General features: G+C 64.0%; 13 protein-coding genes and 1 pseudogene. 4 read left to right on the forward strand and 10 right to left on the reverse strand.

Going from position 1 to position 13105, the window contains the following annotated elements; all coding sequences use genetic code 11:
* The first annotated feature begins 263 nt into the window (after positions 1-263).
* Together ACETMP_RS18795 and ACETMP_RS18800 are read left to right on the forward strand one after the other, a co-directional pair.
* Positions 264-833, forward strand: a complete 570-nt coding sequence (locus tag ACETMP_RS18795) for an alpha-ketoglutarate-dependent dioxygenase AlkB (protein ID WP_375161935.1) — start codon at positions 264-266, stop codon at positions 831-833.
* Positions 834-1080: 247 nt separating this feature from the next.
* Positions 1081-2001 (forward strand): alpha/beta hydrolase, encoded by a 921-nt coding sequence (locus ACETMP_RS18800; protein WP_375157346.1) that lies wholly within the window; start codon positions 1081-1083, stop codon positions 1999-2001.
* A gap of 17 nt (positions 2002-2018) precedes the next feature.
* Here ACETMP_RS18800 and ACETMP_RS18805 read toward each other — a convergent pair.
* Positions 2019-3580 (reverse strand): annotated as a pseudogene (locus tag ACETMP_RS18805) (adenylate/guanylate cyclase domain-containing protein).
* 194 nt (positions 3581-3774) lie between these two features.
* Here ACETMP_RS18805 and ACETMP_RS18810 point away from each other — a divergent pair.
* The gene (locus tag ACETMP_RS18810) at positions 3775-4866 is read left to right on the forward strand and encodes an enolase C-terminal domain-like protein (RefSeq protein ID WP_375157347.1); all 1092 of its coding nucleotides are present in this window, start codon (positions 3775-3777) and stop codon (positions 4864-4866) included.
* An 86-nt stretch (positions 4867-4952) separates the two neighbouring features.
* On the opposite strand, the gene ACETMP_RS18815 is transcribed toward ACETMP_RS18810, so the two are convergent.
* The 5 genes from ACETMP_RS18815 to ACETMP_RS18835 form a co-directional block, all read right to left on the reverse strand.
* Positions 4953-6158 carry an efflux RND transporter periplasmic adaptor subunit gene (locus tag ACETMP_RS18815; protein ID WP_375157348.1) on the reverse strand — a complete coding sequence of 402 codons (1206 nt, stop codon included), beginning with the start codon at positions 6156-6158 and terminating at the stop codon, positions 4953-4955.
* Positions 6155-8518, reverse strand: coding sequence for an ABC transporter permease (locus ACETMP_RS18820; RefSeq protein WP_375157349.1), 2364 nt, complete (start codon positions 8516-8518; stop codon positions 6155-6157). Before ACETMP_RS18820 ends, ACETMP_RS18815 begins: the two co-directional genes overlap by 4 nt.
* Positions 8515-9252 (reverse strand): ABC transporter ATP-binding protein, encoded by a 738-nt coding sequence (locus ACETMP_RS18825; RefSeq protein ID WP_375157350.1) that lies wholly within the window; start codon positions 9250-9252, stop codon positions 8515-8517. The genes ACETMP_RS18820 and ACETMP_RS18825 overlap by 4 nt, the downstream gene beginning before the upstream one ends.
* 22 nt (positions 9253-9274) lie before the next feature.
* Positions 9275-9445: a hypothetical protein gene (locus ACETMP_RS18830; RefSeq protein WP_375157351.1), complete on the reverse strand. Its 171-nt coding sequence runs from the start codon at positions 9443-9445 to the stop codon at positions 9275-9277.
* Positions 9446-9603: 158 nt separating this feature from the next.
* Positions 9604-10536 (reverse strand): hypothetical protein, encoded by a 933-nt coding sequence (locus tag ACETMP_RS18835; protein ID WP_375157352.1) that lies wholly within the window; start codon positions 10534-10536, stop codon positions 9604-9606.
* Between the two features lie 143 nt (positions 10537-10679).
* On the opposite strand from ACETMP_RS18835, the gene ACETMP_RS18840 reads away from it, so the two are divergent.
* Positions 10680-11153: an NUDIX hydrolase gene (locus ACETMP_RS18840; RefSeq protein ID WP_375157353.1), complete on the forward strand. Its 474-nt coding sequence runs from the start codon at positions 10680-10682 to the stop codon at positions 11151-11153.
* 211 nt (positions 11154-11364) lie between these two features.
* On the opposite strand, the gene ACETMP_RS18845 is transcribed toward ACETMP_RS18840, so the two are convergent.
* The 4 genes from ACETMP_RS18845 to ACETMP_RS18860 form a co-directional block, all read right to left on the reverse strand.
* Positions 11365-11607: a hypothetical protein gene (locus tag ACETMP_RS18845; protein ID WP_375157354.1), complete on the reverse strand. Its 243-nt coding sequence runs from the start codon at positions 11605-11607 to the stop codon at positions 11365-11367.
* An 8-nt stretch (positions 11608-11615) separates the two neighbouring features.
* On the reverse strand, positions 11616-12101 hold the full coding sequence (locus ACETMP_RS18850; protein WP_375157355.1) for an L-2-amino-thiazoline-4-carboxylic acid hydrolase: 486 nt from the start codon (positions 12099-12101) through the stop codon (positions 11616-11618).
* Positions 12102-12174: 73 nt separating this feature from the next.
* On the reverse strand, positions 12175-12711 hold the full coding sequence (locus ACETMP_RS18855; protein ID WP_375157356.1) for a DUF488 family protein: 537 nt from the start codon (positions 12709-12711) through the stop codon (positions 12175-12177).
* 31 nt (positions 12712-12742) lie between these two features.
* The gene (locus ACETMP_RS18860; RefSeq protein WP_375157357.1) at positions 12743-12970 is read right to left on the reverse strand and encodes a DUF2945 domain-containing protein; all 228 of its coding nucleotides are present in this window, start codon (positions 12968-12970) and stop codon (positions 12743-12745) included.
* Positions 12971-13105 lie beyond the last annotated feature (135 nt).

The raw sequence follows: 13105 nt of genomic DNA on the forward strand, positions 1-13105 counted from the left end.
TGATCTATCCGGAAAACCGCTTCACACTTTTCCAGATCTGCTTAGATCGCGAACACCCAGGCGGCGACGATGGTCCCGATGGTGACCAGGCCGGCGATGGTCCAGCCGGCGGCATATTCCAGCTCGGGATGACCGGTCGCCCGCATGATCTCTGCCGGATCTGCGGTATGCTTCTGTGCCATGACAGCCTCTCGCACGTTACCTCCCGCGTCCTATGTAAGTCGCTTGGGGCGGCAAAAGGTTCCGTCACGGAAATGCGAGGAATGACCCAGCTCGGATTGTTCACTGAGCCGGAAGCAGGGCCTTCCGGGCTTCGCCATGTCGACAATTTTATCGAGGCCGCCGTCGAGCAGGATCTGATCGGCCGCATCGCAGCATTGCCGCTGCAGCGCTTCCAGTTCGGGGCGTTCGAGGGCAACCGGCGCGTGGCGTCGTTCGGCTACCGCTATGACTATTCGCTGCAGCGGCTGGCCGAGGCGGAGCCGATCCCGGACTGGCTCCAGCCGATCGCGCGCCGGGTCGAGGCCTGGGCGGGGCTGCCCGAGGCCGGCGTCCGGCAGGTGCTCTGTACCGAATACGACATCGGCGTCGGCATCGGATGGCACCGGGACAAGCCGCAGTTCAAGGAGGTCCTCGGACTGTCGCTGGGCTCGGCCTGCAAGTTCCGCTTCCGCCGCCGAAGCGGCGACAAATGGGAGCGCCACACGCTCGAGGCGCAGCCGCGCTCCCTTTACATGATGCAAGGCGAAGCGCGCTCGCAATGGGAGCACAGCATCCCGCCGGTCGAGGCGCGCCGTTACTCGGTCACGTTCCGGACCATGAAACGGGCCTGACGGGCCCTCCAAGCTAAAAATACGAAAACAACCCCATGCACAGTAGAGCGCAAGCGCTCTCTGGCCTCGAACGTGCCTTTCTGGCGCGGCCGCTCGCCGCACCGGCAGCCCGTTCCGCGCCGGCCGCGGATCGGGGGGAGGTGCCGCGAATTCGCCTCAAGGCCAGCTGACTAATGAGACGAATTGAAAAGACGGGCCACATCAGCGGGCCGAATTGGGTCCCGAAGGCCGGCATCGCCATGAAGAATTGTCTGACACTTTTCCTGCTTCTGACCATGACGGCGGCGTCTGCCCATGTCGTATCGCCGGCAAGGCTGGCAGGCCCTCAGATCTCGTCCGGGTCGGCCTCACCGATTCCGACACCACCGCCGGCGGCACCGCGCGGCTGTGCGAGCAGGTCACCTTCACGCGCGGCCTACGCTACGGCGAGAGCGAAGCCAACGTGCTCGATGTCGCCGCCAGCGCCACCAAGGCGGACACGCCGCGGCCGGTGCTGCTGTTCGTGACCGGCGACACCTTCACGGGCGACCACGCCGCGCCGGAATTGTCGCGCCAGATCCAGGACCAGGCGATGTGCTTTGCCGCGCGCAACGACATGATCGGCGTACGCGTCAACTACCGGCTGGCGCCCTCAGCGACATGGCCGGCCGGGGCGACCGACGTGGCGGCGGCGCTGTCCTGGGTTCACGGCAATATCGACCTGTTCAACGGCGATGCCCGCGAGATCGTCGCGGTCGGCTACGGCGCAGGAGCCTTCCATGTCGCCACCCTGCTGGCGCATCCCGAGTTTCAGACCGATGGCGCCGATGTCGCCGCCGTTGTGCTGGTGTCCGGCATCTACCGCGCCGGCAAGGATGCCAGCGACAGCGAGAAGGCCTATCTCGGCAGCGACGCCGGCCAATACAACAAGCGCTCGGTTTTCCCGGGCATCCTCAACGTCGATGTGCCGATCGTGCTGGCCTGGGCCGCCGACGATTCCGCCGGCACCGTGGCACAGGGCGAAACCTTGAAGAAGACGCTCTGCGGCGCCGGCCACTGCCCGCGCAGCACGCTGCTGCGGAGCCGCGAAGGTATCGCGAGCGCCTTCGGTCTCGACGGCTCGGGCGACAGCCTCGCCGAGCCGACGCTGCTGCTGGTGAAGCAGCTGGAGGCACGGGGGCTGCCGTAGCGGCCGACCGGGCACCCTCACGCCGGCTTGAGCGAAGCCAGCGCGTTCTCCAGCAGCGTGCGGACGCGGGCGGCATCGCCTGACTTCACCACCGCGGGGTCGAGATAGAGCTCGAGCCCCGGCGCGCGCTCGGTGATGATGCCGCTTCGCTCCGCCGCCCCGTCATCGAGCGCATCGACCGAATAGGGAATCACCTCGCGGCTGATGCCCTTCATCGTGATCGCCGGCAAGGCGTGGGCGCGGACGATGTCGCTGACGAGCGCGAAGGTCTCGTAGCTCAGCACGATGCCGCCGGGCTCGGCGATCGACTGCAGGCGCGCGGCGAGGTTCGCCTCGGCGCCGATGATGGTGTAGTCCATGCGGTCGGCGCTCCCGAAATTGCCGACATTGCAATAGCCCGAGTTGATGCCCATGCGCGAGCGGAACGGCTGCTCGATGCCGGACGCCCGCCATTTCGCATTGAGCTCGGCGAGGCGCTGCTGCATGCGCCAGGCCATCTGGAGGCAGGCCTGCGCATCGGCGCGGTCGCCCTGGTCTCGGGATCGCCGAAGAAGATCAGCATGGCGTCGCCGATGAACTTGTCGATGGTGCCGCCATAGTCGTGGGCGATCGCCGACATCTCGGTGAAATATTCGTTGAGGAGCTGGGTCAGTTGCTCCGGCTGCAGCCGTTCGGCGGTGGCCGTGAAATTCTGGATGTCGGAGAAGAAGATGGTGAGCTTCTTGCGCTCGGTGTGGATGGTGACGTCCTTCTGGCCGGAGAAGATGCTCTTGTAGACCTGCGGCGGGATGTAGCGGGAGATCTTCATCGAGAGCGAGGCCAGGAAGTCGTTGGCGGATTCGAGCTCCTTGTTCATGCCCTTGATGCGACGCGCCTGACGGCGCTGCAGCGACAGGAACGCCAGACCGCTACCGGCTGCGATCACGAAATAGGCCAGCAGGAACTTGAACGAGAAGATGTTGGCGGCGATCGGCTGCGCGATGATCACCTCCTGGATGCCTCTGACGTCGCCGACCTTCCAGTCCTTCTTCGGGCTCTCGGGGTGGCTGTTGTGGCAGCTCACGCAGGCCGGGCCCATCGTGACCGGCGCGACCAGGCGGACCTTGTCCGAGAACAGCGAGGTCTCGGTGTCCACAATCTTCTGCTCGGGATCCTTCCTGAGCGAATCGAGTGCGTCCTTCTCGAACTTGTCGAGCTGGTGCGCCGCGCGGTTCTGGAACGGGAAGTCCGAGACGAATCGGTAGGTGATGTTCTCCTGCTGCGCGCCGATCACCCGTCCGAGCTCCAGCGACAGCGTCGCCGGAATCGGGATCGCGCCGGGAACGGATTCGTAATTGTGCACGACCTTCGTGGTCCCGTCGGGATTGGCCAGTACGCGCCCGACCACGTTGGAGGCGTAATAGCCGCGCACGCTCGTGATCACCGAATTGAGATCGATCGCCTGGCGGCGCAACGCCGTCTTGCTGAGCTCGGTCAGGTCCAGCCACACTGCGAGCGGCAAAGCGAGCAGGAGGAAGGCGATCACGGCCCCGGTGAGGATGCCGTTCTTGCGCTGCTCTTCGGAGATCTCTCGTTTCACGCCGTGGCTCCGTTCTGTGCGAATTTGTCGCAAATCCTTTTGGAATCCGCGGCAAAGCATGCGGCGGCACAGAGCCAAGAATTGCCGGCCGGCGCAACCCCATTTTATGGTGGTCGCAGCAAATGGCTTTTCGTTTGATCACGGATGCTTAAGATCGGCATCGATCTGCATCCACCCCGGCCGGGAGAAGCCCATTGACCGAAACCATCCGCATCAAGCGCTTCCAGGCGCGCCCCGTGATCGTGCCGATGAACCTGCCGCTCCAGACCGCGACCGGCGCGGTCGCCAAGGCGCCGCTGGTGCTGATCGATTGCGAGACCGATCAGGGCGCGGTGGGCCATGCCTATCTGTTCTCGCTCACGCCCTCGGCCCTGAAGCCGCTGGCGGCGATGGTCACGGAGATGTCAGATCTCCTCGCCGGCGACGAGTTGCTGCCGTTCGAGATCGAGCGCAAGCTGACCCAACGCTTCACGCTGCTGGGCCTCGCCGGCCTGCAACGACTGGCCCAGTCCGGCATCGACATGGCGGCCTGGGACGCGCTGGCGCGTACACGCGGCCTGCCGCTCGCGCGCCTGCTCGGCGGCGCGCCGAAGCCGGTCAAGGCGTACAATTCGAAGGGGCTCGGCATCATGCCGGCCGGCGCCGCCGTCGAGGAAGCCCACAAGCTGCTGGCCGAAGGCTTCCAGGCCGCCAAGATCCGCGTCGGCCGGCCTGATGCGCGGGAGGATCTTGCCGTCGTGCGTGCGGTCCGCAAGGCCGTCGGCGATCAGGTGACGCTGATGTGCGACTACAATCAGGCGCTGACGGTGACCGAGGCCATCCGCCGCGGCGAGATGCTCGACGACGAAGGCCTCACCTGGATCGAGGAGCCGATCCGCCATGACGATTATGCCGGCTGCGCCCGCATTGCGGACGCGCTGCATACGCCGGTGCAGATCGGCGAGAATTTCGACAGCGCCTTTTCGATGCAATCCGCATTGTCGGCGGAAGCCTGCGACTTCGTGATGCCGGACGTCCAGCGCATCGGTGGCGTCACCGGCTGGCTGCGCGCCGCTGCACTCGCGCATGCTGCCGGCATCGAAATGTCCTCGCATCTGTTCTCGGAAGTCAGCGCGCATTTGCTCTGCGTGACACCGACCGCGCACTGGCTGGAATATGTCGACTGGGCCGACGCGGTGCTTTCGACCCGGCTGCAGATCAAGGACGGCTTTGCCCTGCCGAGCGAGACGCCCGGCAACGGGATCGAATGGGACGAGGCGGCGGTGAAGAAGTATCTGGTGGGGTAGGTCGGGGCGGAGGCTCTCAACATGTCCGTCATTGCGGCCAATATCCTCGTATGAGGGCGACTGCATTGCTGTCGCCGGTGATCTCTTCAAGGTGATCTGGGTGCGATACGCACGTCCGGTGCAACGCGGTCGCTGGGATAGACGATCACCTCTTCACCAGGGGCGAGGCCGGAAGCGACGGCCGCGAAGCGGCCGGAGCGGCGCAGGAGCTCGATTTGGCGCAGTTCGGCCCGCCCGCCCTTCGCAACATAGACATTCCAGCCTTCGCCCCGACGAAACAGCGCGCCGGATGGGACGACCGTGGCTTCGTCCCGCGCGAGGACGGTGATCTGAACGTCCACCCGATAGCCATCTCCCAGTCGGGCCCACTGCTTCGCGGGCGAGAGGATGTCGATGAGGACATTGACCCTTTGCTCCTCGACACCGAGCGTGGAGATCTTGGTGAAAGCTGCCGGCTCGACCCGGCGCACCCGACCCGTCAGTTTTCCCTCCCCACCCCAATGGTCGATGCTGACATCGGCTCCGGGACGGATCTCGACCGCATCGGTGCTGAGAACGTCGGCCACGATCTCGAGATCGCTGGCGTCACCGACGTCAAGCAACAGCGTACCCGGCTGCACGATCGTTTCGCTTTCCTGCGCGACCTTCAGCACCACGCCGGCGACAGGCGACACAACGTTCCAGCTATCCGGGTGCCCGTTGCCTTCGTTGCCGTACCGGGCCAGCAATGCACGCATCTGGCTGATCTCATGCTCGGCGGCATGATTCTGAAATTCTGCCGCCCGCAGATCCCGGTCGGCGAGACGCACCGCAAGCTCTGCACGTTCGAGCGCCTGCGTCGTCGCGGCGCCTTGCTGGACCAGAGTCCGCGCCCGGGTCAAATCGGTATTGGCTTGATCGCTCTGGGCTTTAGCCCGTTCGACGACCGCCCTGGCGCGCTCCAGATTGGCTTCGGCCACTCCCAATCTCTCCTCGACCTCCCGGCGAGTCCGCGAGTCCATCAGGGGAGCTGGAGATGGGGTGATCGTGGCGACGGCGTCGTCGACCTGAACTTGATCGCCAACCTTGAACCGGATTCGGCTCAGCCGCCCCGCAAGCGGCGCGGCGACCGCGTACCGCTCGCGGACGCGCGTCTTGCCATCCTCATCGACGGTGGCGGTGAACCTCCCTTTTGTCACAGCTGCAGTCTCGACCGGCACTGAGGCTGGAATCAGGAGCCAGGCCGTAAATCCGGCGGCGGCCAGGAGTCCGGCAACAATTCCGATATGACGGCCCGTGACGTGCATGTTCATTCCCTGGTCTTGAGAGCCGCGACCAAGTCGATTCGATCAACACGGCCTTTGACAATGCCGGCGCTGGCGGCAGCCGCAGCAAGGACGACGCCGACGGCAACGAGATAAGTCTGCGGGGCGATCACGGCAGGTATCTGAAAGCTCTCGTTGGAGTGAAATCTGGCGATCAGTCCGATAACGGCATGAGAGAGCGGCAGGCCGATCAGAATCCCCAGCACGATCTCGATAGAGAACTCGGCAAACAGGATGCTCGCGACCTCGCCGCGCGTAAAGCCCAGCACCCTAAGGCTGGCCAGCTCCCATGCGCGCTCCTGCAAGCTGATGCGCGCGCTGTTGTAGACGACCCCTACCGTGATGATGGTGGCGAAGGCCGCAAGGATGCCGGCGGTCACGAAAACGAGATCGGCGATCTTCTCCATGAACGACGTGAGCGCATACGCCTTCATCGTCACTGATTCGATGGTCGGCAAGCTCTTGAACTTTTCCCCCAAGGCCATCATCGCAGTCGGCTCAACGTACAGGCTCGCCGCGGAAATCACGGCACCCTCGTCGGTAAAGCGATTCAGGGTCTCGATCTCCATGTAAGATGCCATTCCGATCGCCTCGTCGACGACGGCACTGACCGGCAGATCACGCTTGCGTCGTCGTCCTTCCATCGCCTCGACCGCGAGGACGTCGCCGGCCTTCGCGTCGAGCCGCTCGGCAAGCCGCCGGGTGAGCGTAATCCCGTCGGGGCTTACCGCGATCGGGCGCAGCATCGCATCATGCGGCCGCCGCAGCTCATCTCCCGCGGATAGACCGATCACCGAGGTCAGATAACTCTGCTGCCCGGCGCGTAGCCGCACCGGCACGATGCGCTGTCCCTCCACCGCCAGGACACCGGGCTCACGAGCCAGGTCCCGCATTATGGTCCGGTCCATGGGGTGCGGAAACGTCACCGTCGTGTTGCCGCGCTCCACCAGGTTGAACTGCAGGTCGATCATCTCGTTGATCGCGTCGCGCCAAAAGATTCCCAGAACCATCATTGGGACGGCAAAGGCCACCCCGGCGATCGTCAGCAGCGAACGAAGTGGCCGTCCGGCGGTGTTCCTCAAGATCATCAGGAGGCGAGATCGAATCCGGTTGCTTGGCAGAAGTGCTTCGATCCACGAGCGGCGAAAGCCCAGCGGCGCCGCCGGCCGCATCGCGACCGCCGGCGCCAGCCGGACGACCTGCCGCAGCGCTGTCAAGACGCCAAGCGATGCCGCAGCCAGGCTGATCGCAATCCCGAGCGCCAGCGACCACGGCGTCAGCCGAAACGGCAGGTCAGGCAAGCGAAAGAAGCTTTGGTAGCTTGCAATCATCGCTTTCCCGAAGCTCCAGCCGGCTCCTATGCCAAGCGCAGATCCAATCAGCACGATAACGAGAATGAGCTTGAGATAGTGCACGGTCAGCGCCGAGGTTGGAAAACCCAGTGCCTTCAACGCGGCAATCTGCTCGCGTTGGACCACCACGATCCGCCCCAGAGCGCTGTTGAGCAGGAACGCCGCAACCCCGAAGAAAATGAACGGAATCGTAATAGACATCACCTTCTGCTGGTTCAGTTCATCCTCGAGGAAGCGGTTGGAAGGCTGATCTCGCCGTTGGACGGCGCCGACCGATCCGTACTGTTCAAGCAACCGGTCCAATTCATCGATAACCGGCTTCGGATCGGTGCCCGGCGCCAGCGAAATGACGGCGTCATTGAAGGCTGCCTTCATATCGAAGGCGGCTTCCGCCGCACTGCGGTCGACCCAAAGGATCGCATAGAGCCGATCGTCGGGAATCGGCAGGCCCGGCTTGACGGCATAGACATATTCGGGCGAGAGCGCGATGCCGGAGACGTGAAAAGCTTCCACCTTCCCGTTGAGCAGGACGCGGACGTCGTCTCCGGGGTTCACTCCGTTGACTTCCGCGAACGCTTCGTTAATCGCTGCAGTTCTCGCAGAGCCCGGCTCGGGCGCCGCGCCTCGGCGCAAATGAAGTCGGGCGAGCCTTTCGTCGCCCGCACGGCTGAGCGACACCATCCGCGCCGACACCGGCTGGGCTGCAGCCGGCCAATCGACGATGACCTCACGAACGATACGGGGCTCAACCGTGGCAACGCCGGCAATTGCTTCAAGTTGCGGGACGATCGACAGCGGTGCCCGCTTGAGACTCACGAAGATCTGCGGGAACCGCGCAGCCGCGTAGAAGCGCTCCACGGCCGCATTGAGCGATTCGTAAGTCGAGACAGACCCAATGAAGACGGCGACGCCGGCTGCGACCAGCAGCGCGATCGTCAGCACCTGCCCTCGCATCGCGCCGATGTCACGCAGCAGTTTTCGATCGAGCAGGCTCACCAGTGCACCTCGTCCGCCGAGAGCCGATGCGCATTGCGCTCCTCACCGACGATCCGTCCGCCGCCGAGCCGCAATACGCGATCCGCCATACCCGCGATTGCAGCATTGTGCGTGATGATGATCGTTGTGGTGCCGAGGCGCTCGTTGGCTCGCGCAATCGCCGCCAGCACCACCTTGCCGGTCTCGTAGTCCAGCGCACCCGTCGGCTCGTCGCACAAAAGCACATCCGGCGACTTGACGATGGCACGGGCAACCGCGACGCGCTGCTGTTCGCCGCCGGACAGCTGCGAGGGGAAGTGATCGGTCCGCTTTTCGAGCCCGACGAGCGTAAGCACCTCCCGGGGCTCGAGCGGCTTGTCCGCAATCTCGGTGACCAGCGCGACGTTCTCAAGCACCGTCAGGCTGGGAATGAGGTTGTAGAACTGAAAGACGAAGCCCACGTGCTCACGTCGGTACCGGGTCAACTCCGCATCAGTCGCGCCGACCAGATTGTGATCGCGCCAATGAGCCTCGCCCGAACTCGGGCTGTCCAGCCCCCCCAGGATATTCAGCAGGGTCGACTTGCCCGATCCGGACGGCCCCAGGAGCACGACGAACTCGCCTTCGAAGATGTCGAGGTCGACATCGCGCAGCGCATGCACCTCGATCTCTCCCATTCGATAGGTCTTCGAAAGACCCCTGGCATGAAACACCGGGGATTTCTTGTTCTCCTGTTCGAACGGCTGGGCGTCCATGGGCATAATCCGCTCGCCGCCTTCAGCGGTTTTTCTGCCCGAAGCTGCCAGGCACCTGAACATGAATTTCACAGGAGATCGTCGCGACGCGGGCGTCGAGGAGAGCAGCCAGCAATACGGCGCGGTCGATCACCACGACTGGGGTCGGGTGAGGATAGCTGGTGAGAGCGAGCAAGACGTCCTGGACTGCCATTTGAACTCTCCGAACTGATGCTGACTGAGCATATTCACGCGAGTTCCGGACAGCTTGATCTAGCTCAGAGTACCGGCGGCTTGCTCCCTGGCTATGAGAGGCTGCGGCCGACCACGACCTTCTGGCACTTCGGGAGAGGCCTTCTCGTCGATCTGCCGTTATTGGATATTGAACAGAGCCCCCGGGCATTCGTTGGTTTCGGTCGTTGCGACCAGCTGGGCGGCGAACGAGGTCGCCTTCGGGATTGCGACGATCTTCCAACGTCCCTGCTTGTTGAGCCAGAACCGTCCTGTCGTGGTCGCGACGCGGCGCTCGGTGTATTTTTTTGTCGAAAACAACGGGATCTTCGTCTTGGGCGCGGGAACTTCCTTCCAGCCGTCGGAGGAATAGAATTCCTGGAAGAAACGATGCCATTCGATTTTTTGATATTCATGGTGCGAAACGACGACCTCGACAAATGGCTTTCCCGTAAGCCATTTCGGACTGAATGGATCGGGTTCGACCTGCAGGCACCTCGTGTGGAGCGGTTCCTGGACCTGAAGCAGATTCAGTCTCTGACTTTGCGAAAGCATCGCCGAGGTCACTGGCTGCCCCACATTTGGGTCGTTGGCCGGCCCTGAGCAAATAGGCACCGTCGACGGGCCTTGCCCGGTCCAGGGATTGTTGCTGCAATAGACGTAGCGCGACCAGGACGACCAGCCCACGGACACCTTCTCCTCCGCTTTGCCCGTCTCGCGGTCCCAAACGCTGCTGAACTTGACCGTCTTGTTCGGCGGACAGGCCGTCTCCTTGGGCCCGGTCCACCAATGAGTGGTTTCGAACTCGTAGATGGATTGGCTCGGATATGAGTACGTCACTACTTTGGCGCTGGTCAGGGCATGGTGCGCCGAACAATCCACACCCTTGGTGTCGATCCAACAGACGATCTTAAAGCTATCGCTCGGCCAGCAACCCGCATGCACCGCGGACGATCCCAGAAGGCCGATCACGAATGTCAGCGCTAAGAGACAAGCACGCACGGCCATTCCCCCAGTTTGCGCCTGCTCGTTGAGCTTGCCCCATTTGGTTGCCACTACCTTGATCAGGATCAACGCATTGATCCCAGCGACGGAGCTGTGCCGCAAAGGGGATGGCTTCGCTGCGCTCGCAATGGCGGAGCAAGCAGCAGCCGCCTCGCTTTCAACCCGCTCTACCCTCGTTGCGAAAGCTGATGAGACGGCCTAACCATGCCTCCATGACCACATGGCGCCCCCATCCCCACATCCGCGTCGTCGCACTCGGCCTGCATTGGCGGGACGGGCGGCTGCTGGCGGCCGAGGTGCGCGACGATGCGGGGCGGATCAAGGGCGTGCGGCCGCTCGGCGGCGAGATCGAGTTCGGCGAAGGCTGGCAGGCTGCGCTGGTGCGCGAGTTCAAAGAAGAGCTCGGCGTCGACGTCGCCATCACGAGCGAGTCGCGGGCGATGGAGAACATCTTTGTGCACGAAGGCTCGACCGGGCACGAAGTGACGTTCATCGCGGAGATCGCGTTTCCGGATGGCGCATTCGCCGGCCAGGACCGCATCGACTTCCGCGAGGACAATGGCGAAGAAATTGTCGCGCGCTGGTTCGACCTTGCTGATCTCGACGTAGACGGCGGTCCGAGCCTCTATCCGACCGGGCTGAAGGACATGCTGCTCGGGAGCAAACTCTCAACTTCGTCATCCTGAGGTGTGAGCGGCGCAGTGCGTCCGCACTGCGCTGAGAGCCTCGAAGGATGAACGACCCCCGATATAGCGGGGGCCGTCGTCCTCGAGGGCCGCTGAAGAAGCGGCCACCTCAGGGTGACGGTTACGGATTCGGACGAAGCGCAGAAAGATTCTGGATTGCTTCGCTGCGCTCGCAATGACGGAATGTGAGGCGACAACATGGCGCTCAACGCTACCACACCTCCGCGCCCGGGATCTTCTTCCGCACCGCGACGCGCTGGATCCCGATGCAGCGCCGGACGGATCTGTTGGAGCGTCCGACCGCGGAGATGCCTTCGCCGGCCTGAAGCAGCGGCGCCACGCTCGCGCGCAGCTCGCGGCAGCGCTGGAGCTCGGCCTGCCAGTCGATGATCGCGGCGTCGGCGCGCGAGGCGATCGACGCCAGGATCGCCACGGCGAGACAGATCGTCCGCATCGTTCCCCTCACTGCGATCCGCCTCCATCGCGCCGGTAGCGGAAATCGCAATGAGGCGCGCCCTGCATGATGGTCTGCGTGCGCGTGAGCCTGACGTCGGGACCGAACCCTTCCGCGGTGGCGAAATCGGCGGTGCAGACCAGGAGAAAGCCCAGCTCCGGCTCGCCGAGCGCCTTGTAGAACTCGGCGTAGGCGCAACGCGTCACGTCGAAGGCGAAGGCGTCGTGCGACTGCTCGATGACATCATAGGCGAGCGCGTCGTCGCGCGCGTAGGTCCTGAAGGCCGATGAGACCGCCCTGCCGAGATCGGCGTCGTTCTCGTCTTGATTCTTGGCCTTCCAGAATTGCTCGCCGAAGCCGCGATAGAGATCGCCGAGCGCCTTGCGCACCATCGCGTTGGCGCGCGCCTCGCCGAGCTCGGCCTGGAGCGCCCTAACCAGCGGCACCAGCACCTGCGCCTGGATCTTGGCTTGCTCGATGACGGATATGCTCATGGCCGGGCTCGCGTCGGATGGCCACATCGTAGCCAGGGTGCATCGTCAGCATAACCTCGTGGGCGAGAATTGGCTAACTCTCGGCAGGGTAGGTCAGGTGGCCGCCAGCTGCGACCCGCGCCGCCGGATTGATTTCGGCCGGTTTGACCTGCCCGGGTCCGAGAATGTGAAACACCGTCTCGCCGGCGGCGAGCAGATAATCCGTGATGATCCGCCGGTGGCATCGCCACCACAGCGTCTCCGCACACATGATGGCGCAGCGCTGCACCTGCCCGAGCGCCCGCAGATGCGCGAGCCCTTCATGAAAAGCCGCGCTCATGGCGTGGTCGGCATAATTGTGGAAGCTGCCGTTCTGCCAGAACGCATTGGTCTCGCGCGGCACCTCGCGCTTGCGGCTGCGCAGGCCGCCAAGTGAGGCAATGTGCTCGTAGCCGATCGAAAAGGCCGCGAGCGACTGAGGGAGGGTCTCGCGATTGTACTGCGGGTTGGTGCGGGAGCGGGGCACGGTGCGAACGTCGGCCACGAAGGTGACCGCGCTGTCCTGCAGCAGCCCGACGAACTCCTCGATCGAACGTGTGGCATGACCGACGGTGAAGAACGGATGAGCCATGGACGCCTCGCCGACTCGGCTCACGGGGCCGTCAGCTCTTCAACAGCCGCAAGGCGCGGCCCTTGTGCAGGGCGACGTGATCCGTCTTGTCGCTCTTGATCTCATATTGCGGATCGTCAGGCCGGGCGTGGTGGGTGTAGCCCTTGTAGTCGACGTCCCTCCTGTGCACGCGCAGGATACGGCCGCGCACACGGCCGGCCTCGGAATTCCAGCTGACGTGATCGCCACGCTTGAAGGATTTTGTGGAGGGCTTCGGCATGAATGACCAATGCCGGGGGCGCAGCGGCGTTCCAGATATCGAGCAGGAGACTCCAGTCCGTCTACGCTCTTCGAGCTACGCCGGACACGCTTCGCCATGTGATTCTCGGCTTGCCGAGCCGAAGCTCGCGGCGAC

The organism is Bradyrhizobium dasycarpum, from assembly GCF_042019905.1.
GTDB lineage: Bacteria > Pseudomonadota > Alphaproteobacteria > Rhizobiales > Xanthobacteraceae > Bradyrhizobium > Bradyrhizobium japonicum_B.

Coding starts and splice junctions, on each gene's coding strand:
- ACETMP_RS18860 (WP_375157357.1), bottom strand. CDS start 12,970: ATGCCGAAGCCCTCCACAAAATCCTTCAAGCGTGGCGATCACGTCAGC.
- ACETMP_RS18825 (WP_375157350.1), bottom strand. CDS start 9,252: ATGGACGCCCAGCCGTTCGAACAGGAGAACAAGAAATCCCCGGTGTTT.
- ACETMP_RS18840 (WP_375157353.1), top strand. CDS start 10,680: ATGACCACATGGCGCCCCCATCCCCACATCCGCGTCGTCGCACTCGGC.
- ACETMP_RS18795 (WP_375161935.1), top strand. CDS start 264: ATGACCCAGCTCGGATTGTTCACTGAGCCGGAAGCAGGGCCTTCCGGG.
- ACETMP_RS18850 (WP_375157355.1), bottom strand. CDS start 12,101: ATGAGCATATCCGTCATCGAGCAAGCCAAGATCCAGGCGCAGGTGCTG.
- ACETMP_RS18815 (WP_375157348.1), bottom strand. CDS start 6,158: ATGAACATGCACGTCACGGGCCGTCATATCGGAATTGTTGCCGGACTC.
- ACETMP_RS18845 (WP_375157354.1), bottom strand. CDS start 11,607: ATGCGGACGATCTGTCTCGCCGTGGCGATCCTGGCGTCGATCGCCTCG.
- ACETMP_RS18830 (WP_375157351.1), bottom strand. CDS start 9,445: ATGGCAGTCCAGGACGTCTTGCTCGCTCTCACCAGCTATCCTCACCCG.
- ACETMP_RS18855 (WP_375157356.1), bottom strand. CDS start 12,711: ATGGCTCATCCGTTCTTCACCGTCGGTCATGCCACACGTTCGATCGAG.